We start from the raw sequence: 24808 nt of genomic DNA on the forward strand, positions 1-24808 counted from the left end.
GATAATGCTGATACAATAAACGTCATGTTCATCAGAACTTAATGTGGGATTTAAAATGAGTTTAAACAAATTTTTAGCAGGCCTTGCGATAACCGGACTTCTCTGTACGGGTTGCGTAACAGTCACAGCCGACGGACGACCTATCAAGGAAAACGGCAATACAACCACGGGTAAAACCTCTCAGGAACTGTCGCAGATGCTCAACACTGCAAAGGGCGAATACCTGGAACTGGACACCCAGAAAACAAATAGACTGGTTCAGGAAGTAACGGAAGGTAATCTGGATACCATCAAAAAGGTTATGGACAATCCTAATGACTACGAACCTCCCGTACTTTTTGCATATGCCGAACAGGTATATAAATCAGGACACTTTGATACAGCAATGTTCTGGTTCTATACGGCTCAGCTCAGAGCAAGATCCGATGCCAACAAATCCCTCGACAATACGGTTCAAGACGGAGTAACCAGACTGAGTTCCGTATATGGTCAGACCATTGGACGCTACGCTCTAGAACACCCTAACGAACTGGAATCAACAATGAATAAAGTGTTGGAATGGGACAGAATATCGCAAAGGAACTACAATCCAAAATGGGTAGCCGTTCTGGGAAATGAATCTAAAATAAGCGATACAATCAGGTTTCAGGATCCGGAAAAATACAAAGCAATTGATGAAGAAGTAAGACGAGGTTGGAAAATCGGTTTTGATGCCGCACTGAAAAAAATCCGCGAAAGCAAACTTGAGGTGCCTGAGGAATAATCCTCCGAGTCACATTTCAGCCAATGATAATTAAATATATCATAGAGCACAGTAAAATCCCGCATTGGGTACAGCGGGATTAACACTCACTGAATAATTTCCCGGGTTCAACAAGGGAAATTCCATTCATCATGCAATGGACTGTTCAATAAATTCCTTTAACTTCTGCTTGTTGAGTGCCCCAATCTGCTTGCCAACAAGCTCGCCATTCTTAAAAACCAGAAGAGTAGGAATATTCTTGACACCGTACTGAGCCGCAAAATCACGACTCTGATCCACATTAACCTTAACAAAGGAAACTCCGCTCATCTCGGCGGCCAACTCCTCAATAACTGGTCCAACCATCTTACATGGACCGCACCACGGAGCCCAGAAATCAACCAGAACAGGATTCTTACTGAAAAGCACCTGTTCTTCAAATAATGCGTCATCTATTTCTTTTACGAAATCGCTCATTTTTATATCTCCTCACGTTACTTAAAACGGGTTATACCGTTTTGCGACGACATACCACTATAACATATTGACAGTTCGTTTCAGAGTTTAATTCCCTCAAATCAGATTTTTTCTCCATTTTGTGAACGTCAACATGATTATGCTTAATGCTGTTATTAAAATCGTCTCTATCAAGGAGTTTGCGAATCAGAAAGAAAATCTTTTAGAAAAAATCAATAACTTCCGCTTACTTTTTCACAAAAAAACGAAACGGCATACAATATCAATTATCCGTTACTGAATATCAGATGGTGAAAAACTTTATATAAACACAAGCCTGTACATATATTGTATACTTGTAACATACAACATCCGAACTTCTAATACTTGAGGTTTTTCGTGTTATCCGGGAAACACATTAAGCATGAGGAAAAATGGATTTAAGGAATAAACATATGCCGGGTTCTTCTCCTTTATATGCAGCTATCGATTTAGGATCAAACAGCTTCCACATGCTGGTTGTCAGAAATGTCTCAGGGGCCGTCAGAGCCGTCTCACGTGTCAAGCGAAAGGTCAAGCTTGCTCAGGGACTTGACGAAAACAACCTCCTTTCAGAAGAGGCCATTCAGCGAGGACTTGACTGTATCCGACTGTTTGCGGAGCAGCTCAAGGACATTCCGGATCATAATATCCGCATTGTGGCCACCGCAACACTACGTCTTGCTAAAAATTCATCTGACTTTATTCAGAGAGCTGAAAAAATACTTGAGCACGGTATTGAAATTATCAGCGGAGAGGAAGAAGCACGCACCATATACCATGGTGTAGTCAGCACCTCAAGTGCATCAGGCAATATTCTGGTAATAGATATCGGCGGAGCATCAACCGAACTTATAATCGGTGAAGGTCTTAACGTTAAGGTTCTCCACAGTACTCAAATGGGATGCGTAACATGGCTCAACAATTTTTTCGCAAATGACGAAATAACCGAAGCCGCATACGATAAAGCCATTGAAGCTTCAATCGAAATACTGTCTCCTCTTGCAGACGAATATCTCAGAGAGGGTTTTTCAACCTGTGTCGGAGCTTCAGGAACAATACAGTCCCTGCAGGAAATTATGATTTCCAACGGAGAAAGTGAAGTCGTTACCCTTGAAAAGCTCCTTCATCTAAAGGAAATGACAATTGAAGCTGGATGCTTTTCAAAACTTAATATTGCCGGCCTTTCAGCCGAAAGACTTACAGTTTTCCCTTCAGGACTTGCGATACTTATTGCAATATTCAGGATTCTGGACATTAAAGGCATGACACTTGCCGGTGGCGCTTTGAGAGAAGGTGTCATTTACAGAATGCTCGGTGACTACGCTCCCCGAAACATCCGAACCAGAACCGTGGACAGTCTGATTACCAGATACCAGCTCGACCGTGAACAGGCAGAACGCGTTACCAAGGTTGCGCTTAACGCATTTGACAGTCTGAAAGAATCCTGGGGACTGAAAGATCCTTCTTCAAGACCGGTTCTTAAATGGGCGGCAATGCTGTACGAAATTGGTCTGTGCATTGAGTACAAAAAAGCTCCTAAGCATGCGTCATACATAATTGACAACATTGAAATGCCGGGTTTTACCAACGCTCAGAAACATCTTCTGAGTGCTCTACTGTTCAACGAAAGAGATGCCTTTAAGCTTGATGTTCTGAAGAACCAGAGCGCCGTTCCGTATGAGGAAGCATGTGCACTGGCAAGACTCCTCAGACTGGCGATAATCATCTGTGTCAGACGAAGTCCTGATGCGATTGACGGTGAAATCAAATTTGAAATGACGGAACATGGCAAACTGGAACTTGTTACCACCAGCAACTGGATGGATAACCACTACCTTCGTGCCACACTACTGAAGGAAGAATGCCAGAAGCAGCAGGAACAGGGATGGCTTATGTCCATTAGGGAATGCTAGAATGCCTCTTAAATCAATGCTTCTCGTAGCCTTAGGCGGAGCCGTCGGCGCACTTCTCCGTTATCTAACCACTAACTGCATCTCTTCTTGGATGGGGCGTGATTTTCCGTACGGAACAATTTCCATAAACATTGCCGGCTCATTTTTAATTGGGCTGTTTACAACCATTCTCTGTCAGAATGCCATGGAGCCCCAGTTAAAACTTCTGCTTATTACGGGGCTTCTTGGCGGATTTACCACTTTCTCGACATTCTCTCTGGATACGGTAAACCTCATAGCTTCGGGCTACTGGCTGAAAACATTTTTCTACGTTGCCGGCAGTCTGATTCTGAGTCTAACAGCAACTTTTGCGGGTATAGCCATGGGCTCAGCCATTAAAGCAAATTAAACAGCGCTGAGACATAATATGATTCTTGTTTTTTGGCATATCTGCAATTACCAGAACAACAATACATAAAATAGGATTCTACATGAGCACAAATACACAGCTGGTACTTATAGACGGTAATAACTTTTTGTACAGAGCTTATTACAGTACGGCCAGATCCGCTCTCTCCAACAGTCGCGGTGAACCTACCGGAGCCACAAAAGTTTATATCAGCATGATCCAGAAACTGGAAAAAACATATCCAAAAGCACAAATGGCCGTGGTTTTTGATGCTCATGGTCCATGTTTCAGACACGAACTCTATTCAGAATACAAGGCTACCAGAAAACCCATGCCTGACGAGCTTAGGGCTCAGGTAGAAAACATAAAAAAAATAATTACAGCCATGGGGCTTCCTCTTATCACTGTAGAAGGCGTCGAAGCGGATGACGTACTCGGTACATATGCCCGACTCGGCTCTGAAGCAGGAATGGACGTTTATCTTGCCACAGGAGACAAGGATCTTGCGGCCATGGTGAATGAACACGTATTCATAGTCAACACCATGGATGATTCCGTAATGGACAGAGATGGCGTAATTGCAAAATTCGGTGTTCCTCCGGAGCTCATCAGTGATTACCTTGCGCTTAAAGGAGACTCGGCAGATAACATTCCCGGGATGCAGGGTATCGGTGACAAATCAGCCACTGCACTTCTGAATTCCATAGGAAGTATTGAAGACATTGCCGCAAATCTTGACAGAGTAAAGGATCTGAACTTTAGAGGTTCCAAAACATTTGCTGAAAATTTCATTAAACAACAGGATAACGTAAAGCTGTCAAAGATTCTCACCACTATCAAGACAGATGTAAAGGTTCCGGTTAAACCTCAGGAAATCCGACGCGGAAAGGTTGACCACAAGACTCTTTTGGACATATACACATCCTGTGAATTCACAAAACTCATAAACTCGGAAAAAGCGTTTCTGGAAAAAGAAGCCTTAGGAGATTCCGGTGATCTTTTCTCTGCCGACGGGGAAAACACGTTCAATAATTCAGCAGAAAATGAAGAATCTTCAGATCAAAAAACATCACGAACAGTTGACCGGAAGAAAAAATTTATCGCCGTAACGGTCAATAGCGAAACCACGCTAAAGATGCTCGCAGCAGAGCTCCGTGCATCAGAAAAACCGGTATTCTACCCTTTAAGAACAGTAATTAACGCAGTCAATTCACGACTTACCGGACTTGGCATAAGAACCGTTAACTGCGATTTCTATATTCCCCTCGGACATTCATATCTGGGAGTCCCTGTTCAGCTCAACCCTACGGATGTATTTTCCGTTCTGGCGGAGATTGTGAACAATGGCGGTAAGGAAATAACTGCCTATGACATTAAGGATCTAATGCATACTCTTGACGGATACGGCATCAATATTGAAATGCCTTATCAGGATGTACTTAATGAACTTCACAGTCTTGATTCAGCCATGGAAACGGATCTGTCGAAGGCAGCGGAAATTCTGCTGAACCAAACACTGTCGGATGAACAGGAGCTCTGTACCGTGACAATACAGGGAAGCAAACGAAAACAGAAAATACCAATGGAAGAGGTAGAAATAGACACATGTGCCGCGTTTACCAGTCAGCACCTTGATGCGGTACAGCAACTTCACGAATATATCAGTGCCAAACTCAGACTGATGCCGGAGAATGAGCGAGCCTACCTCACTCAGGAACTTCCTCTAATCAAAGTTCTCTACAAAATGGAATGTAACGGATTCTATCTGGATCATAATGAATTCTCCAAACAGAGCATTACCCTGAACCAGAAACTGAAAGACGTAAGAGACAGTATAATTATGCTTGCAGGTGAGGAGTTCAACATAAATTCAACCAGAGAGGTTTCACACATTCTTTACGAGAAACTTGGTATTGACTGTCCAAAAAAAACCCCTACCGGACAACCATCAACATCTGAAGAAACACTTTCTCTCATTGCCGAAGATTACGAAATAGCCAGACTTATTCTTAATTACAGGGCTCTAACAAAACTTATCAACACTTATGTTGATAAGCTTCCGGGAATGGTTGACGGAGCCACCGGCAGAATACATGGTATGTTTAATCAGGCCGGCACATCAACAGGCAGACTGTCTTCTAGTGATCCTAACCTGCAGAATATACCTGTAAGAACTCCCGAAGGCAGAGCCATCCGCGCAGGTTTTGCAGCAAAACCAGGCTACAAAATTCTTGCTGCAGATTATTCACAGATCGAATTAAGACTCATGGCACACATTGCCGATGAACAAAACATGATCAGATCATTTAATGCTCATGAGGACATTCATGCATCCACAGCATCCCAGATCCACAATACGCCACTGAGTGAAGTGACTCCGGAAATGAGAAGATCTGCCAAAGCCATAAATTTCGGTCTTATATACGGCATGAATCGTTTTGGTCTGGCAAAACGGCTTAATATTTCCAACGACGTTGCAAAAAACTACATTGACAGCTATTTTGCAAAATATCCCGGCGTAAAAACCTATATGGCTGCAATCAAAGAATCGGTACATGAAAACGGGTATGTTACCACCATAAGTGGCAGAAGGCTTAACTTCAATGCAATTAAAACCGCAACAAAGATGGCTGTTTCCGGAATAGAAAGAGCTGCGATCAATGCTCCTATGCAGGGCAGTGCAGCGGAAATCATCAAAACAGCAATGATAAAGATTGATGAATGGATGAAAAATCTTCCTGAGAATAGTATCAGAATGCTTCTGCAGGTACATGACGAACTGATTTTTGAAGTAAAAGAGGAATTTGTTGAAGAATACGGAAGAATAATTTCTGAAATCATGACAACCGTGATAAAACTTAAAATACCACTGGAAGTCAGTGTAGGAGTAGGACAAAACTGGAGTGAGGCCCATTAAAATGTTAAAGAAAATTATATCTATCATGTTGCTTGCAGGACTGACATCCTCTGCTTTTGCAATAGATTTAAGCAAACCTCGTAGCGAACAGGATTATCAGAATGAAATGGCTATGGCTTTGTTGTATGCCCCTTTGCCTGAAAGAATTTATGACATCAGGGCTATGGTAATGATCAGCAACACCCCGGAAGAACTGGCGAAATACTCAAACGATCAGATCAAGCTTAAAAGTATCAATTTTGATGAGGATAAGCTGGAGCTTGTGTACAACTTTGAACTGTACGTACCGAAATCAGATGATCAGGACACCAATACGGTTATGGATAAATATGCTCAAAAAATACGCAATGTAATGAATAAAGAAGACTGTAACGTACTCAATTTCACTCATGAAGACGTAGCAAACCATTATTTTATCAGGGATGCCGAAACTAAAAAGATTCTAGTTGATTTCAAAACAGCTCTGCACTACTGCAAACACAACGTACAAATTCCATACGCACACTGATAAATCAGATTAAACCTTCATTCCATGTCAAAACATACTGAAATGAAGGTCATACATTGGGATTACCGCCCGGAAATTTTTCTGCGTTCAAGTGATATGACAACTTTGTTACCCGGTGTGGCATTACCATACTCAATCTTCACGAAAGAAAAACCGGATGACGTCCAATCTCCTGTATCGACTATAAGATATCTGTCATCAGGTCTCAGCTCCTCAGCGTTATGGGTATGGCCGTGAATCAGTACGGACACGCCATACTTTTTCATGAATGACAGCGTCTTGACAGGATTAATCATTCTCCTGACATAATTTGCAGCTTCAAATTTTTTAATGCTTTTAGCCCTCATTTTCTGAGCCATTCCAATACGGTGTCGGTATGAAAAAAGAGTATTGAACATACACTGAACACAGGAGAGACGACTGAACAGACGGAAACATCGGTAGCCCACCGTCTCATCACAAAGTTCATCTCCATGTACCATCAGAATCCGCATATCTCCGAAAACCAGCTGATGAACGTCATTTAACAGCACCATTCTGAAAAAATGCGCATCTTTACGGTTCAAAAGAAAATCCCTGTTTCCATGAATGAAATAAACTCGCCCACCTCTCGAACATATGGAGGAATTAACCTCTCGTACAGCTTTGTGTGCCGGATTCTCGGGGTTAATACCAACATAGTAATTAAAAAGATCTCCTACTATGTACAGTTCATCGTCTCCGGATACCATGTCCGCAAATTTTCTAAACGCATCCGTGAGTTCCGGAGCTTCCGCCGATAAATGAAGATCTGCTATAACGTAAGCTGTCACCTGGTTACTTTACCGTTACTTCTGAAATAACAATATCTTCCACAGGTACATCACCGTATGGTCTGAACTTATTGGTTGTTTTTACTGCTTCAATCTTATCCACAACGTCAAAACCATCAACAACCTTACCGAACACACAGTAACCCCAGCCGCGAAGATCCTTGCCTGTATGATTCAGAAAATCATTGTCTTTGGTATTAATAAAGAACTGTGAAGTGGCTGAATGAGGATCCATCGTTCTGGCCATGGCAATAGTATACTTGTCGTTCTTTAAACCGTTATCAGCCTCGTTTTCAATCGGAGCTCTTGAGGAAGCCTTGTCCTTAAGACCGGCAGTTAAACCGCCCCCCTGAATCATGAACCCCTTGATCACACGATGAAAAATGGTTCCGGCATAATAGCCTTCCTTTGCATACTGAAGAAAATTCTCAACGGTAACCGGGGCTTTTTCCGGATTAAGTTCAAGAGTGATATCGCCAACATTTGTTTTAATAATTACCATAGCCATAGCCATAACTGGTCACCTTATGATTAAACAATAAAAAGATTCAACTGCGGTTCCTTTTACTGAGCCACACCGGAAGCATTATAACACATTAAAAATAAGCTTCCTCATACCCGACAGCGCCCATGAAACAAAGATTTGAAACCACAAAATCTCCCAACAATAACTAAAGAAAATATGAATATGTCATGTATAACTCAAATTATCAAACACTGACTGTAATTCCTCAGAAATTATCATAATACGCTCTGTAAAATTATTAAAACATCACGAAATTAGTAATTTTCCATAGTAAAAGATAATAAAATCATTAAAAAACGCATATTTTTGTATAAAATTATATCTTTTGCTATACAGATCACATAAATAAATGTACAATAGCCCCGAATTTTAGTAATAGCAGAGGCTGGTATGTTAGAAAAACTTCGTAATATTGCCATTATTGCTCACGTAGACCATGGCAAGACAACTTTAGTAGACAAATTATTACGTCAGTCCGGAACTCTCGACCGTTCCCTGGACGGACAGGAACGCGTAATGGATTCCGGCGATATTGAAAAGGAAAGAGGCATTACCATATTAGCTAAGAATACTGCTATTGAATGGAATGGCTACAGAATCAACATCGTTGACACCCCGGGCCACGCAGACTTCGGCGGAGAAGTTGAACGTGTAATGAGTATGGTAGACTCTGTTCTTCTTCTTGTTGATGCCGTTGACGGTCCTATGCCTCAGACCAGATTCGTAACTCAGAAAGCATTTAAGCAGGGACTTAAGCCTATTGTCGTAATCAACAAGATTGACCGTCCAGGTGCAAGACCAGACTGGGTTATTGATCAGGTATTCGATCTCTTCGACAACCTTGGTGCCACAGATGAACAGTTGGATTTTCCTATCATCTATGCTTCCGCATTAAACGGTTACGCAACTCTGGATCCAAACACTCCGTCTGAAGACATGACTCCGCTTTTCCAGGCGATCATCGATAATGTTGAACCACCTAAGGCTGATCCTGACGGTCCGTTCCAGATGCAGATTTCCCAGCTTGACTACACTTCTTACGTAGGTGTTATCGGCATCGGCCGTATCACCCGCGGTACTGCAAAACCTAATGCGGCCGTGACAGTTGTTAGTCCTGACGGTTCAACCAGAACAGGCCGTATCGGACAGGTTCTCGGCTATATGGGACTTCAGCGTTCAGAAGTGTCCGAAGCAAAAGCCGGTGACATTGTTGCCATAACCGGTCTCGGTGAACTCCAGATTTCAGATACCGTATGTTCAAACGAAAAGGTTGAAGCTCTGACTCCGTTATCAGTTGATGAACCAACCGTAACCATGACCTTCCAGGTTAACACCTCTCCGTTTGCAGGACAGGAAGGCAAGTTTGTGACTTCAAGAAACATTTGGGAAAGACTTCAGACCGAACTGGTTCACAACGTAGCTCTCCGTGTTGAACAGACACAGGATCCGGATAAATTCAAGGTTTCTGGCCGTGGTGAATTGCATCTGTCAATTCTTATTGAAAACATGCGTCGTGAAGGCTATGAGCTCGCTGTATCCCGTCCTGAAGTAATTCTGAAGGAGATAGACGGTGTTAAGATGGAACCAATGGAAAATCTTACCATCGATATCGAAGAACAGCATCAGGGTTCCGTAATGGAACAGCTTGGTGTCAGAAAGGCAGATCTTAAGGATATGGTTCCTGACGGAAAGGGCCGTGTAAGACTTGACTACGTAATTCCTTCAAGAGGCTTAATCGGCTTCCAGACCGAATTCATGACACTTACCTCAGGTACCGGCCTGATGTACCATACCTTTGACTCCTATGGCGAATGGCGTGGCGGTAACATCGGACAGAGAAAGAACGGTGTTATGATATCCAATGAAACCGGTAAGGCTATTGGTTATGCAATATGGTACTTACAGGATCGCGGCAGAATGTTCATTGAACATGCTCAGGAAGTTTACGAAGGTCAGATCGTTGGTATTCACAACCGTGAAAACGACCTCACTGTTAACTGTCTGAAAGGAAAGAAGCTCACCAACGTTCGTGCGTCAGGTACCGATGAAGCAATCGTACTGGTTCCACCTGTTCGTCTCTCTCTCGAACAGGCTCTCGAATTCATTAACGATGACGAACTTGTTGAAGTAACTCCTTCCAGCCTCCGTTTACGTAAAAAGCTCCTTACAGAACTTGATCGTAAGAGAGCATTCAGAGCAGCAGGCGGCAAAGAAGCTAATAACGAGTAATAACGAGTTATTAAACTGATTACATTAAACGGCTCCTCATAAAAAGAGCCGTTTTTTTATAAAAAATTACGATCAGTATTCAGAAAGTTAACAGAAAATACAATCTGATGCCTGTTTTTTTATATAATTGCGCTAAAACAGAAATTAGGTCACTCTAAAACTTAATGAACAGATGTAAAATAGTAAAATACCATTTTATTTACTAACTGTTGCTTTACATCCGCGACTTATCCACACCCAAAGTCAACAAAGCAGCAATTATTCAGAATAATCGTGTTTGAAGGTCTGATATGAATTTTCACTTTAAGAAATATGTCTCTGTTATCTCCAGTGCTCTGATTTTAGCAGCTCTCCCTATGACTGGATGGGCGCTTGATAACTATTATGGTTTGAGAACCGTAAATAATGACATTACCGCAACAAAGCTGGAACACAAAGCTATTGACGGATACGACTACGTTTTTTCCGCAGCCTTCGTAACAAAGGGAGCCTGGGGATTTGACAATCCCAACAACTTCACCAGACTGCTTGCCGTAATGGATAAAGCGCAGAAAGAAGGCGAACTTACCACAGAAGGTACAGCATTCTACTCCACTCTCTTAAAGTTAAAACCCAAAATTTTAAACAGTTCAAACGACGCTCTGACCATGTCAGGCATCAATGCCGTTAATCACTTGGGTACAAGCTATGCTCAGAGCAGAAAGAATCTGATGCTGAACAAGAAATACGAAACCAACATCAACGTCGTTTTTGCTTATGACGGAAGCAATATCGCACTGAAAACCGGTGAACAATTTGTTCTCGGTATCATAAAAAGCTTTTCAGATGGCAAGATACAGATTGAATATGTTCAGGATGAAATGCCTGACGTATTGGCCTATTATGAAACCAGAGAATACAGAGACTGGCTAAACTCATATCCAGATACACACAGGCAATTAGGACAAATTAAATACAGTTCTCAGCAAAAATCAAACCAAACACGAAATTATGTGGATAATGTGTTACAGCGTATCTTCAAGAAAAAATTCCTTGGTTCCATTACCGGTAACACGCTTATTCTAGAATCCCGTGTTGAAGGCAGGGATATCGTAGATGCCATATTTGATACCTATAAATTTCTACCAAGTCTGAGTATCCAGGAGGCAGAGGATTTTAACAAGACATTCGGTGACATCATGAGAAATGATGAAAGACGACTTTTCAGTGCCATCGACAATGCAACCCTGTTTATTTCAGTAGGACCTAGCGTAACCGGACAGATTCAGACGACAGAGCAGGGACGAAGACTTTTCAACGATCTGCACATTACACTCCAGGACTTTTTGGAAACCAAAGAAGAACCAGTTAAATTTTACTTCATTGACCCGAAAGCAATGCTCTCATTCCTGACCCTACTCGAGGGTTCAAAGCTTGGAGAAACACTCGGACCTAACGAGAATTACTCATATCAGGATGACGTATTTAAGGTCTCAACCCTAACTCCGCTCAACTCAATCATGATTTGGGACTTCTTCAGTAACAAGGATGGTAAAATTATGGTAAGAATCAACCATAATGGCAAGATACTAACCCTTAAAGATAAGTGCCAGCCTGTTAACGACTCATACAACTGGAATGACCTGACAAAGTGTCTTGCTGATTAATCGTTATACCTAAATATTCGCTGTTTTCCTTCAGAAGACAAAAGCGAGAATTCTGGTTGATGAAAGACCATTTCGATTTCCGTTATCATATTCAATAAAAGCGGGGGAGAGATGGTCTTTCTTATTCCTGATATAAAAATCAGTTTTGGATTCTCGACTCAGCAAAATCAGTCATGACGAAATTCTTATTTTTGAGCCATTGATGCAACTTAAAGATTCATATCAAATACGTCAAGCCATCACAGAAATGCGTGTTACAATATGAAAAATGAATAAAGTCGGGAGATATTTTATGTATTGTGGAAATATAAATGATTTACCATCGGAAGAATATGACACTCCATTGGTAAAATACATAAGACAAGCAATTAAACTAAATGGTTCAGGAAGAGTTGAACTGGAAAAAGACATGGTCTTTGCCAATTTTGACACCAGCAATACTGAACTGAAGCAGCATCGCAAGTTCGAATACCATAAAGATTTTCTTGATGTTCACGTCATTCTTACCGGACGTGAAACAATCGGCTTTACTCCAAAAAAATTCCATGATAATTCAAATATAAAACACACCTTTGATACCGATAAGGATTTAGGCTTCATTGAAGAAAACCTTCCGTGCTGCTACGCATCATTGGAAGTCGGGGACTTTGCCGTGTTTCTACCAGGGGAACTTCACAAGCCATTATGCGCCACCGATGACATTCCCATGGAAATCAAAAAAATTGTTTTAAAAGTACACAAGGATTTCTACAGACACTGTCTAAGCATCAGCGTTTAAACTCTTTTGCTTGATCCGTCTGCAGGTTCTGGTTATTGCCCCGGATAACATCCGATGAAATATACTCCAACTAAATATAAACTCTGCATATAAATTAAAAACACTAAACAACGGACGAAACAATGGATATCACAGACAAACTGAAATACCGACTCAGAGGCCCAAGAGCTCTTTACGGAGAAGATGCAGTAAACAAATATGCACACAGCCATGTATGTATTGCAGGAACCGGCGGCGTTGGTTCATGGGCCATTGAAGCACTGGTACGAACCGGTGTGGGGCATATTACCATTATAGACAATGACACGATAGACGAATCCAATACCAACAGACAGCTTCATACCATGCAGAGTACCTTGGGGGAATACAAGGCCGGGGCGATGAGCAACAGGATGAAAGACATCAATCCTGACGTAAAGATTGATGTCATTACCAATCTGCTTACCGTTGACAACATACCAGGCATAATAGCAGGGATCGATGCTGATGTTTACATCGATGCCATTGATGACCTTATAGCAAAAGCCTTTTATATTCATCATCTTCATTCACAAAACAAAACCGTAATTATATCTGGTGGAGCAGGCGGTAAAACGAATCCGTTGCTGGTAACCAAAGGGGATCTTGCCGAAGCCGCAGGAGACAAACTTCTCTCAAGACTACGCACAAAATTACGCAAAGAATACGGTTACCCCGGAGCAGGAAGAAAAATGAAGCTTACGGCCGTATACAGCACCGAACCGGCCACTATGTCGAAAGATGTTAACAGTGCCGATGACCTTCCGGCATTCGGGGCTGCAGTTTGTGTAACGGCAGTGGTTGGACTTAATATTGCCGCACTGGTTTTGGAAAAGCTCAGAGGCTAAGTATGGACCGTGAAGAAACCAAGCAGAAACTAAAGGGATACCTGACTCATTATTTATCAAAGTACAAGGGTATCAACTGCAATGATTATTTCTCTTGTCTGAATCCCAATCATCAGAACTCAGGAATGTCTATGCACTTTAATCCAAAGGACAATACAGTCCACTGCTATGGATGCGGATGTACGTATGATATTTTTTCACTTATCGGCATGGACTTTAATCTGCCACACTATCAGGACCAGCTGAACAAAGCCGGTGAGCTTTTTCTGGAAAACAATAAAATCAACACTCCGAAAATAACACGCAATGAGATTAGTAAAATGTCTGACGGCGGAACAAAAATTGTAGATTACACTTCTTTTTTCAGGGTATGTGCCAAGCAGGCAAAAACAACTGAATATTTTCAGGAAGCAGGAATCACTGACGAAACAATCGTAAGATTCAATCTGGGATATGAACCTGAATTCTCTATCGGCAACAACCAACAGATAAAGGCCATGATAATCCCTAACGGACCATACGGTTTTTGGGCAATTAACACGGAAACAGATCCTGATGAGGATTATGTTTTTTACTACGGCAAGGAATCGCTGTTCTGTTCACATGTGAACGAAAATACAGAAGACATTTTTATCACGGACAACATTATCGACTCCCTGTACATGTCCCAGAACGGTGTCTGCTCTATTGTTATCGCCAATGAAATTCATCTCAATGAATTTGTATATTTTCTGTCTCAACAGGTTAAGAAACGTAATTACTATGTCACTTCTCAGACAGAGAACCGCCTTACGGGACTTATTATCAGAGAACTGATAAATTATGAGCAGCCAAATCAGCTGATTGATCTTGCCTATCCTGCGCAGAGCATCGGGGATCTTATTATGGCAAGCCCTGAAAAATTCAGGGACAGAGTCAAAAACATCAAAAAACTGCTGAGTGTGACTCCAAGAAAACTCCTTGCGAGGAAAACCTATGATCTGGTAACTGATGACGCCTCTTTCAGTGAAATCTATTATTCAAAGGGAGTGTACGGAATCTCAACAGATGTCATAACTAAAAGAAAACTGCAGTCAAACTGGATTATCGATTCTTCTGCCGACACAGATTTTATTTATCATACCTGCATGGCTGAATGGAACATCCTGAGTGTAGAACTTGATGCCAGAACGACGGATATCAGCAAATCATACTACTCACTTCTGCCAAAAATAGGTCTTTCTGAAAACACAGGAGACCCAGAACATGATGCCGGAAATCTACTGACCATTTTCGCATCAAAAAAAATACGAAGGCAGGAAGGATGTGTTCTGGTCATCAATCTGCAAAACTGCAATGCCGAATACATTAGAAGGTTTGTAAATAAACTGATGAGTGAACTCAGAAATTACATTCACTCAATCATCTTTTTCTGTCTGGATGAAAACAGGACACTGGTTGATGAATTCTGCTGGCAGACTTTTACGGTTCATAAGGACGTAACGTCTGAAGAAAATGAAGATGATGACTTCGACAGTCATGATTATAAAGTCACGGCATCCAATGCTGTTTCAGGGAAAATGTTTTTCTATACTGTTCTGGAGTAGCCCGTGCACCTTAATGATCAGCAGCTTGAATCAGTTCACTACATAAGTGGCCCATGCCTTGTTCTCGCCGGGGCAGGTTCGGGAAAAACCCGCGTTATCACTGAAAAAATCATACATCTTATTCAGGACTGCGACTATAAGCCATACAATATCTTTGCCGTTACTTTTACCAATAAGGCGGCAAAGGAAATGAAAGAAAGAATCTGTGCCTCACTCAGCAGTGACACCATTAAAGGACTTCACGTTTCCACATTTCATTCTGTGGGCCTGGACATTCTGAGGCAGGAACACATTTATGCAGGCCTTAAGCCTAATTTTACCCTCTTTGATGAATATGACCAGATGACCGTCATAAAGGAGATACTGCAGGAGCTTCAGGGTACCTACGCAGATAAGGAGCATTTAAAAGACGAATGCATGTTCTGGCAGAATAAAATAAGCGGCTATAAGAATGACCTTATTGGATACGATGAAATAGATACGGACATCAACGACGTCAATCAGCTCGGAGCCATCATTTATAAACGTTACGAAGAAACGCTGAGAGCCATTAATGCCGTTGATTTTGATGACCTTATCTATCTGCCTGTACGTATGTTCCTTGAGCATGAGGCCGTTCTCGAAAAATGGCGACAAAGAGTACGATATCTTCTCGTCGATGAGTATCAGGATACCAATGCCAGCCAGTACCAGCTGATAAAGCTGCTGGTAGAAAAAAGACAGCGTTTCACGGTTGTTGGTGACGATGACCAGTCCATTTACTCGTGGCGCGGAGCCAGACCTCAAAACATCAGCCTGCTGCGTGAAGACTTCCCTGATCTAAAAGTCATAATGCTCGAGCAGAACTACCGTTCGTGTGGCAGAATTCTTAAGTGCGCCAACAGACTTATTGCCCAAAATGAACATGACTTCGTAAAACAGCTTCACTCGCAGTTAGAATTCGGCTCCAAGATTAATGTAATAGAAATACCTGATGCAACGCTTGAGGGCAAAACAATTGTTACAGAACTTCTGGCTCATCACTATATAAACAGAAGCAAATACAGTGATTACGCAATTCTTTACCGCGGAAACTACCAGTCACGAGAGATTCAGAAAGCCCTGCAGGAAAGTAATATTCCTTTTAGGGTTATTGGCGGAACCAGCTTCTTTTCTCAGGCGGAAATCAAAGATTTCATGAGCTACCTGAGACTAATAGCAAATAATGATGACGATAAGGCGTTTTTACGAATTATAAACATCCCTAAACGGGAAATAGGCCCGACATCCCTGAGTTATCTGGATCGGTTTGCCAAAAAATACTGCATATCCCTCATGGATGCCTGTAACCATCCTGAGCTAATTAACGAGGTCAAACCAAAAACCGCAGGGATATTCAAAAGCTTCCATGACCTTATAGAAAACATAAGAAAGGATCTTAACGGCACCGATTGGGAAAAGCATTTGTCCGAACTTCCTGAGCGTCTTGGATACACTGACTGGCTTTATCAGGACTCTGGCAGTGAAAAGGCAGCTGAAATACGTTTGGATAATGTCAGAACCCTACTCAAATGGGTTAATAACGCCGTAACCGGAGATGACAATGGATTCATCGGTGACATGCTGATAAATGACGCCATCAACAGATTATGCGTAAGAGAACTCCTTGATCGTAACGAAGAAGAATATGATCTGGAGGAAGTTCAACTCATGACACTTCACTCCTCCAAAGGACTGGAATTCCCATATGTTTTTCTTATAGGCATGGAGGAAGGTCTACTGCCTCATGAAACCAGCATCGAGGAAAATAATGTGGAAGAAGAAAGACGTCTGGCATATGTGGGGATAACCCGAGCCCAGAAAGAACTCTTCCTCATGTACTGCAAAAACCGAAAATCCAGAAAGCGGCAGGAAACCAAGGTTGAACCCAGCAGGTTTCTCCTGGAACTTCCGGAAGAAGATCTTCATTGGCCGGCAAGATTAAAAGACACCAGAACTGAAGAAGAAAAGAAACAGACAATGGACAGCCTGTTTGAGCAATTATTAAACACTTTGAAGTAAAACAGACATACTGAAGCTGAAAAATTATCATATTTGAGACGTTTTAGCCCATTTATTTGCAATCATCTGTTGACATGTCGTCATAAGTATTTATAATTATAATCCGTTGACTACTTCCGTAGCTCAGTTGGATAGAGCATCGCCCTCCGATGGCGGAGGTCGCGGGTTCGACTCCCGCCGGGAGTGCCAAAAAAAATCAAGACAATGCGAATGTGGCGAAATTGGTAGACGCGCTAGGTTCAGGTCTTAGTGCCGCGAGGCATAAGGGTTCGAGTCCCTTCATTCGCACCACTCTCTGACAGATCTCTTTCATATCCTTCATTTTTGTTTTTCTGACAAAATATTTCGTTATTTTCTGTTATCGTATGTTCAAGTCATGATTTTAACTATCCCTATAACAAGACAGAAACAGAAGCATGCAAAAATCGACCTATACCGCCCCTACGAACTTTTGCCTCTGATGAAACAGACTATATTTGAAAATGGGGAACAGATTCATCATAAAACCTTGCTCCTCAAACTCAAAAGTCTGGTCAGTAAACTGTACCCCTGAGTGTGGACACGGATAATTTGAGTCCACCTAAAAATAGACACCAGGGTTTTAGTGTGTCCCTTGTTTTGGACATTACCTTGAGTGTGGTATTCTTTAATTACAGGAGAGTTATCATGAGTAAGGTAAAGTTTTCATCTAAGCAACAGGAAATTCTGCGAAACAACAAGTATACCGTTCGCGTTACTGCGAACATTCTGTCGTTATCCAAAGAGTTCAAAGAGATATTCTATAGAGAGTATCTCTCAGGGGAAATTCCTAGTAATATTCTGCGTAAGTATGGATATTCTGTAGAGCTTTTGGGCGAGGACCGAATCTGGGGCATCTCTTATTGCATTAAGAAGGAATACGAAAAAAACTGTTCCTTCAGTGATATCCGTTCTGGTACATCTGGGAAAGCTTCACCATCGCAGTCTACCGAAAACAGTCTTCGGCAGCTTCAGGCAAAGGTTGACTACCTGACCCAGGAGGTTGAGTTTCTAAAAAAAATTTCATCAATCAGAAATACAAAGAAATAGGAGGTATTATCATGCATGATTCCTCCTTTGTATTCGCTATCATTGATCAAACAGTGCAGTCATCATCAAGGTCACTATCCGTGAAAGAGCTCTGCCAGATTGCCGGAGTCTCTAGAAGTGGTTATTATGCCTGGAAAAAGGCTGAACAGACACGTAAAGTTCAAGAGGAGCAGGATAGAAAGGATTTTGAACTGATCCTTTATGCTTATAAGATGCACGGCTTCACCAAAGGAGCAAGAGGTATCTACATGGCGTTGCTCCATAGAAATCCTCCGGTCATCATGAACCTGAAGAAGAGCCGCAGACTGATGAATAAGTTCAACCTCTTCTGCCCGATCAGGAAGGCAAATCCATACCGTATGATGGCAAAGGCCTTGAAGACCGGCAGGATTGCCGATAATCTTCTCAAGAGAGAGTTCGAAAACTACGCCCAAGGGAGGTTCTCTTGACTGATATTACATATCTTCCATATAACGGAGAATTTGCCTATCTATCTTCCATACTTGATGCATTTACCAAACAGATTTTATCGTATGTGGTAAGTGATTCCTTGGAAGTAGATTTTGTCCTCGACACAGTCACTAAGTTGATAAATAACCATGGCAGCACCTTACAGGCAAAAGCGATTCTGCATTCAGATCAAGGCTTTCACTATACTAGCTATAGGTTTATCGAAATCATACAGGACAAGAAGCTTCGCCAATCAATGTCGCGTCGTGGAAATTGTTGGGATAATGCTCCACAGGAGAGCTTTCATGGACATATGAAGGATCATATAGGGGACAACATAAAGGGCTGTAAGGAGTTTGCTGAGGTCAAAGAAATTGTCGATAACTACATGGGTTACTACAATAACAGCCGTTATCAATGGGAACTTGCAAAGCTCTCACCTAACTAATTCTTCCAGTTCTATACCACAGGAATATATCCATTGGATATTTCTAATAAGCCAGTCCCTCCTAAGCCGGTAAAGACAGCCTCGGAACTGGGAGCAGAACAAGTAGAAACAGACATCAGCAACGTAACTCAGACATGAAGATTCCCTAATTAGGGAGAGATATAGATTCCCTCGGTACTCTCAGCATGCTACTTTCGCTAATGGGTAACCGAGGACAAGTACGGGGGGATCCCGTAGTAAATACAGAGAGTACCTACCTCATAATTTAAAGGTATGTCCAATAGAGTGGGCACTTAATTATGCCATGTCTACTAAATGGGGTTACTGGAATTTTAGTTGTCCGAAATTATGAATAACTAAAATTTTAAATGTCCTTGACAAAGGGTACACTTCATAAATTAACAAAGTTACGGCTTCAAATATGAAGGAAGGTTTTTTCTTTTTGGCTGAAAATTAAGTTTTTTTTATGCTTCATGTATCTCCATCCTTACCTGTTCAGCGTAGGTAGACCCTGTATTACGTCTTGGTCAGGTTCATATAATCTTATTCAACCGGAAAAACATACTGTTTACCGACCCTAACTTAAATCTTTTAGTAATGCCGGTTAATCATCGTAGATTTATTTCTTTAATTTGGATATGCGTTAAATGTCTATCCATAGTTTGGTAAATTAATTATTTAAAAGACTATGGAGTATACGAAATTTAAAGTCTAAATGTTATTTCAGATATAAAAATAACACGTTTTTGTAAAAATTATAGTGCTTTTTTTAGAGTTTTATCACTAATTTTAAAAAAAACTATCATAATTCTGATCCCCCAAAAAAACAATGGTAAACTTTATAATAAATACAACAATATAAGTAAATGTTGGTTGTAGTAATAGATGATAACAAAACATTTTTATACACAGTAATACTTGGACTTTTTTGTTAGGATTTATCCTAGATAATGGCGGTTTGTTTGGTTGATTGATTCTTTCTTTCATTAAAATACTGCTATCTCTGTTTCATATCTTCGGAAAACTAGATAACGAAGTTATATTGCGCAAATAATTCATTTTAATCTGAGACTATTGGTTATGGGTAAAGTCAATAAAAAAGAGGTCATTTCTTCTTCAAATATTGAACAAGATAAGGACGATAATGCCAAAGCATCTGATTTTCTTTCAACAATAAAAGGTATTGATGGTGCTCAGACATATCTAAATAACCAGAATAACTGGAAGTCTTATGACAAGATTCCAAGTGCTGATGAAACCATCAGACAGAGATATGGAAGCCAATATAGTCAGAATTCAGCTAAGGATAGAGCTTTTAAAAAAGGGCACAAAGTCAGAGATTCACATACTGGCAAAGAACTGTGCAAAACCGTTGAGGAAGCAAAGAGTAGGTATGGTGCAGACTGGGCAGATCACGTAGCTGAGTCAGATCATGTGGTTCCAGTAAAGCATGTTTACGAAAAACATAAAAATGATACTTGGCTTACACAGGATGATATTAAAGAAGTAATTAATGATCCTGAGAATTTTCAGCAACTTTCTAAGAAAAACAATACTACAAAGGGTAGCAGGACCGAGAGGGAGTACCTTGACGATAAGAACAATGGCCTAAAAATTTCAAAAAAGAAACGAGAACGTATTATAAAAGATTCGGATCGGATCAATAACAAAATAGAAACTAAACTGATAATCAAAAAAGTAAAAAATATTACGTCAACGTTTCATGAGAGTGGTTCAAATTCAGTAAAAAACTCAGCTGCTGAAATCGGACTTCTTAATATTTTGACTAATCTGAAAGATGTTTTGGATGACCGAAAGACTATAAAAGATGCAATGAATGATGTATTGGTTGATACAGGTTCTGGTCTTGTCAAAACTTATACTTTTAGTGGTACAGTTACCGTAGCGCAGCGTTCCCTTCAAAACTCCGAAATTGCACTTTTAAAATGGGCGGCTAAGTATAATTTGCCAGCTAAGATTGTATCTACCGTTCAGGTGTGTTTTTCTCCAATAAAGAAGTATTTAAATAATGAAATCACAATGAGTGAATGTACCAAGCAAATTACTCAAGCATCAGCCGAGTTAATGATTACCGGGGAAGCTGCTATTATTGGTCAGACGCTTATCCCTATTCCTGTGGTTGGTGCTGTGGCAGGCACTCTTGTAGGCATGGCTTTTAGCAAATGTTTGTTTGGGGTTTTTGATTCAATGGCCACTAATAAACAGATTGCTGCCGAAATGAGGAATATTCAGGAAAAATATAAACAAATGTACGCTCAGTACCATGAATACAGGGTTGAACTGGAAAAAACTTTAGCCTCATATTTTGCAAAAGAAAAGAAATTCTATACTGGGTGTATGAAACTTTTGGATGAAGGAATTTTCTCGGATGACAACAGTAAGGTGTCAGAAGCTGCGAGAAATATAACACATCATTTGGGCGGTACTGATAGTATCGAAACAATTGATGACTTATGTGCTTTACTTGATGGTTGAACTAATACATAGGAGTGAACATTATGCCATTTCCTGCTTTAATAATTGGCGCTCTTGTTGGATTAGGAGGTATGGCCGCTGTTGGTGGTCATATTTCTGCAAAGGAAAAGAATGAAAAGGCTAAATCTATATGCGATTACGCAAAGAGAACATATGATGATCAGGTACAGGAAACTAGAAGTGACTATGACGACTTCACTGACGCGGTTTCTCTTGTAGGGGAATCTAAGGAATACCTCATAAATAACCCGGTGCGTGAGTTTAAACAGTCTTTGGATATGATAAAGCATCTTGATATCTTTGATATAGGCTCTGATAGTGGTGATTTAGTCCGTACATTTGATGATAAAGAATTTGATTCCATGATGGCATACGGGGCCAGCCTAGCGCATACTTTTTCTAGAGAGGCTGATAATGCGGATGCAAAAGGAGCTTTATTTGGAGCCTTAGGACCTGCTGCTGCCGCATTATATGGAACGGGAGGGGCATTGTTGTCCGGTGCAGGATTGGTTGGTGGACTAGGTGCTGGATTTGCTGCTGCTCTGACTTCTCCTCTTGCTGTTATTGCAGCCCCTATTTTCCTTGTATCTGCATATAAAGCAGATACTGAGGCGGATGCTAATCTTGAAAAGGCTAGAGCATATGAAGCTGAGTGTGAGGCTGAGTGCGAAAAGCTTAAGATTCAGAGTAACAAATTTCAGGCAATGCGAGCTCAGTTTTTAATTTATCATGGACTTATGGAGAAGATTGGAACCATATTCGAGCACTACATTAAAAAAACTTCCAAAATTATCAATGCCCATCGTAATGTTCTATCTAAACATCAAGTAAAAAGAACAAAAGAGATATTCAACACTAATGAATTGGAGATAATAAAGACCTCATTGAATCTCTTTAATACAGTTAAAACGTTGTGTATGATGAATCTGGTAGTTGAGAATAATGGAGAGATTGAGGTAAATTCAGATTTTAATGAAGAATTTATTGATGGCGTCCAGGCTATTGCTGACAGTCATACGAATATTCTGAGTTAATATCAATAACAACAAGGTCAGATGATGATATGCAGTTTAGGGGCATTATTTGAAAAATTTACATATGATAGTTGGTTTTTCCTCAAAGGAGGTTGAAAAGAATGCTCTTTAAAAATAACGAGTATGTGGACAATCAGTGTACCTTTAACTGTGATAAATGTGGATTGTGCTGTCAGCATCTTCGAGATTTTGGAGACCTTTATCATGATTTGGATGATGGTACCGGTTGCTGCAGATATTATGATAGCAGAACAAGGCTTTGTCGAATATATGAAATAAGACCTCTGAAGTGTCGCGTAGAGGAGGGGTACTCAACATATTTCAACTCAATAAGTTTTAGTGAGTATCTCGCCAAAACTCGGCTAGGCTGTATGTTTTTAAAGGAAAAATACGGTTCTCATGAACAGAACAAGGTTTAGTTTCAGCGAATGCACTATTGCACCGGATTTGCCTCAGCACATTTTGAAAAAATACGCTGTCAGTGAAGATATGCGTTCGCGAGCAGTACTAGGACTCGGAATTACCGACCTGTGTAATCTTAGATGTCCTTTCTGCTACTATCGACAAGATAGTTCTTCGCAAAAACACTCGGTTATGACTGCTGTGTTCCTTAAGCATCTTTTAGATGGGGTTGGGCGTGTAGGTACCATAATGGTAGGCCTTGAGGGGGAGCCTCTCTGTCATCCTGATTTCCCGACTATGATGTCGTTATGCGCTAAGCATGCCGACAATATCGTTCTGATTACTAACGGTTTACTGTTAAACGCTGATTCAGTACGTGTCTTGAATGACTGTAAGGTTTCTTCAATTATACTAAGTTGTGATGCGACTACATCAGAAACCTATAGAAAAATGCGTAGAGGGGGAAACTTTGATGACTTTACCAAAAATGCGAGGTTATTGGTAGCTTCTAGTAATGCCTTGATTTCTATTCATAGTGTGGTTACTAAAGATAATTGGCGCGAACTAATAAGAATGCCCGAATTTCTGAATGATTTGGGTATTACCCATATGAGTTTGACACAACTCAGAAACAATGAATGGTCCGAGCTTAACGGCATTTATCGTTCGTCATACGAGGAGATTCAAGAATTTACAATGTCTGTATGCAGAGAAGCAGAAAAGCGAGGAGTAACCATTGTTTTTGACTATCTTTATGCTGATAGAAAAATGTGGCATTGGTTACGAGAAGCTTTAGCTTCTTTCAGTTGTGTAAAGTCTGAGTTCTCCGAATCATGTATTTCACCTTGGATGTCTGTATCTTTGCTTTCGGATGGAAGAATATTTCCGTGCTGTGGTGATATAGAACCGGTATTTCCAGAAAATATTAATTTTGAGGGGATTTTCAATAACAAGGTACTCCTGAAACTCAGATATGTGTTATCAGGCCAAAATTTTCCTGAGGTATGCAGGAAATGTCTTAGAGGTGAATACATATGAATTTATAAGCTGAGAGTATAGAGTGATTGTGTATTCCTGATTTCAAGACGGTTTGATGATAGATCTGTTAATCAATAGGTCTAGTTGTAAATAAAGGGTACAGTTCACAGAAGTACCTGTAAAACCACATAAAGACGAATTTACTTTAATTGCGGCTGAAAAGCCCCGAAATTCCCATAATCAGCATTTTGAGCAGCTATATTCTGACGAATCTGCCTTCACCGGTGAAAGAAATAACAATAAAGCCGTTTTCCCGACACCATTTCTCAAGATACTGTAATCCCTTAAAATTATTAACTGCCGGCGGTCGATTAGATCCTTGTGAACCTAAAAGTTGGATAATCAGTACTCAAAATTTCATGCCTAGATAATTGATCAGGAGCCGGTCTCTTTCAGTTATCTCTGTTGACCATCTCCTGGAAC

At 40.8% G+C, this 24808-nt stretch carries 21 protein-coding genes and 2 tRNA genes; 20 read left to right on the forward strand and 3 right to left on the reverse strand.

Annotation, left to right across the window (positions count from 1 at the left end; translation table 11 throughout):
- Positions 1-55: 55 nt before the first annotated feature.
- Positions 56-763 carry a hypothetical protein gene (locus QZU58_RS00280; RefSeq protein ID WP_294459848.1) on the forward strand — a complete coding sequence of 236 codons (708 nt, stop codon included), beginning with the start codon at positions 56-58 and terminating at the stop codon, positions 761-763.
- A gap of 129 nt (positions 764-892) precedes the next feature.
- Here QZU58_RS00280 and trxA read toward each other — a convergent pair whose 3' ends face one another.
- The gene (trxA, locus tag QZU58_RS00285) at positions 893-1219 is read right to left on the reverse strand and encodes a thioredoxin (protein ID WP_294459844.1); all 327 of its coding nucleotides are present in this window, start codon (positions 1217-1219) and stop codon (positions 893-895) included.
- A gap of 434 nt (positions 1220-1653) precedes the next feature.
- Between trxA and gppA the strand changes: the two genes are divergently transcribed.
- The 4 genes from gppA (at position 1654) to QZU58_RS00305 (ending at position 6966) form a co-directional block, all read left to right on the forward strand.
- Positions 1654-3153, forward strand: coding sequence for a guanosine-5'-triphosphate,3'-diphosphate diphosphatase (gene gppA, locus QZU58_RS00290; protein WP_294459841.1), 1500 nt, complete (start codon positions 1654-1656; stop codon positions 3151-3153).
- A 1-nt stretch (position 3154) separates the two neighbouring features.
- Positions 3155-3541: a fluoride efflux transporter CrcB gene (crcB, locus tag QZU58_RS00295; protein WP_294459838.1), complete on the forward strand. Its 387-nt coding sequence runs from the start codon at positions 3155-3157 to the stop codon at positions 3539-3541.
- Between the two features lie 82 nt (positions 3542-3623).
- Positions 3624-6458 carry a DNA polymerase I gene (gene polA, locus QZU58_RS00300; protein WP_294493686.1) on the forward strand — a complete coding sequence of 945 codons (2835 nt, stop codon included), beginning with the start codon at positions 3624-3626 and terminating at the stop codon, positions 6456-6458.
- 1 nt (position 6459) lies between these two features.
- The gene (locus tag QZU58_RS00305; protein ID WP_294493688.1) at positions 6460-6966 is read left to right on the forward strand and encodes a hypothetical protein; all 507 of its coding nucleotides are present in this window, start codon (positions 6460-6462) and stop codon (positions 6964-6966) included.
- Between the two features lie 62 nt (positions 6967-7028).
- Here QZU58_RS00305 and QZU58_RS00310 read toward each other — a convergent pair whose 3' ends face one another.
- Both QZU58_RS00310 and QZU58_RS00315 read right to left on the reverse strand, forming a co-directional pair.
- On the reverse strand, positions 7029-7778 hold the full coding sequence (locus QZU58_RS00310; RefSeq protein ID WP_294493690.1) for a UDP-2,3-diacylglucosamine diphosphatase: 750 nt from the start codon (positions 7776-7778) through the stop codon (positions 7029-7031).
- A gap of 4 nt (positions 7779-7782) precedes the next feature.
- Entirely contained in the window at positions 7783-8292 is a 510-nt protein-coding gene (locus QZU58_RS00315) for a peptidylprolyl isomerase (protein ID WP_363174802.1), read from the reverse strand.
- 402 nt (positions 8293-8694) lie between these two features.
- On the opposite strand from QZU58_RS00315, the gene typA reads away from it, so the two are divergent.
- The 15 genes from typA to QZU58_RS00390 all read left to right on the forward strand — a co-directional run bounded on the left by typA (position 8695) and on the right by QZU58_RS00390 (position 24385).
- Positions 8695-10533, forward strand: a complete 1839-nt coding sequence (gene typA / locus QZU58_RS00320; RefSeq protein WP_294493692.1) for a translational GTPase TypA — start codon at positions 8695-8697, stop codon at positions 10531-10533.
- Positions 10534-10823: 290 nt separating this feature from the next.
- A complete protein-coding gene (locus QZU58_RS00325; protein ID WP_294493694.1) occupies positions 10824-12179 on the forward strand; it encodes a hypothetical protein in 1356 nt (451 codons plus the stop codon).
- Positions 12180-12471: 292 nt separating this feature from the next.
- Positions 12472-12957, forward strand: a complete 486-nt coding sequence (locus tag QZU58_RS00330) for a YhcH/YjgK/YiaL family protein (RefSeq protein WP_294493696.1) — start codon at positions 12472-12474, stop codon at positions 12955-12957.
- A 122-nt stretch (positions 12958-13079) separates the two neighbouring features.
- On the forward strand, positions 13080-13823 hold the full coding sequence (locus tag QZU58_RS00335; protein WP_294493698.1) for a tRNA threonylcarbamoyladenosine dehydratase: 744 nt from the start codon (positions 13080-13082) through the stop codon (positions 13821-13823).
- Between the two features lie 2 nt (positions 13824-13825).
- On the forward strand, positions 13826-15409 hold the full coding sequence (locus tag QZU58_RS00340; RefSeq protein WP_294493700.1) for a hypothetical protein: 1584 nt from the start codon (positions 13826-13828) through the stop codon (positions 15407-15409).
- 3 nt (positions 15410-15412) lie between these two features.
- Entirely contained in the window at positions 15413-17449 is a 2037-nt protein-coding gene (locus QZU58_RS00345; RefSeq protein ID WP_294493702.1) for a UvrD-helicase domain-containing protein, read from the forward strand.
- Between the two features lie 112 nt (positions 17450-17561).
- A tRNA-Arg gene (locus QZU58_RS00350) sits at positions 17562-17638 on the forward strand.
- 17 nt (positions 17639-17655) lie between these two features.
- Positions 17656-17740: transfer RNA gene (locus QZU58_RS00355), tRNA-Leu, on the forward strand.
- A gap of 375 nt (positions 17741-18115) precedes the next feature.
- Positions 18116-18517, forward strand: coding sequence for an HTH domain-containing protein (locus QZU58_RS00360; RefSeq protein WP_294493703.1), 402 nt, complete (start codon positions 18116-18118; stop codon positions 18515-18517).
- A gap of 11 nt (positions 18518-18528) precedes the next feature.
- Positions 18529-18966: an IS3 family transposase gene (locus QZU58_RS00365; protein ID WP_294493705.1), complete on the forward strand. Its 438-nt coding sequence runs from the start codon at positions 18529-18531 to the stop codon at positions 18964-18966.
- Positions 18963-19415 carry an IS3 family transposase gene (locus tag QZU58_RS00370; RefSeq protein ID WP_294493706.1) on the forward strand — a complete coding sequence of 151 codons (453 nt, stop codon included), beginning with the start codon at positions 18963-18965 and terminating at the stop codon, positions 19413-19415. Before QZU58_RS00365 ends, QZU58_RS00370 begins: the two co-directional genes overlap by 4 nt.
- A 1080-nt stretch (positions 19416-20495) precedes the next feature.
- Positions 20496-21911 carry a hypothetical protein gene (locus QZU58_RS00375; protein WP_294493708.1) on the forward strand — a complete coding sequence of 472 codons (1416 nt, stop codon included), beginning with the start codon at positions 20496-20498 and terminating at the stop codon, positions 21909-21911.
- 23 nt (positions 21912-21934) lie between these two features.
- Positions 21935-22945, forward strand: coding sequence for a hypothetical protein (locus QZU58_RS00380; protein ID WP_294493710.1), 1011 nt, complete (start codon positions 21935-21937; stop codon positions 22943-22945).
- Positions 22946-23046: 101 nt separating this feature from the next.
- Complete coding sequence (locus QZU58_RS00385) at positions 23047-23364, forward strand: YkgJ family cysteine cluster protein (RefSeq protein WP_294493713.1); 318 nt, start codon at positions 23047-23049, stop codon at positions 23362-23364.
- Positions 23345-24385, forward strand: a complete 1041-nt coding sequence (locus QZU58_RS00390) for a radical SAM protein (RefSeq protein ID WP_294493715.1) — start codon at positions 23345-23347, stop codon at positions 24383-24385. The genes QZU58_RS00385 and QZU58_RS00390 overlap by 20 nt, the downstream gene beginning before the upstream one ends.
- Positions 24386-24808: the final 423 nt, after the last annotated feature.

Origin of the sequence: uncultured Ruminobacter sp. (assembly GCA_902764345.1) — a bacterium.
Taxonomy (GTDB): Bacteria; Pseudomonadota; Gammaproteobacteria; order Enterobacterales; family Succinivibrionaceae; genus Ruminobacter.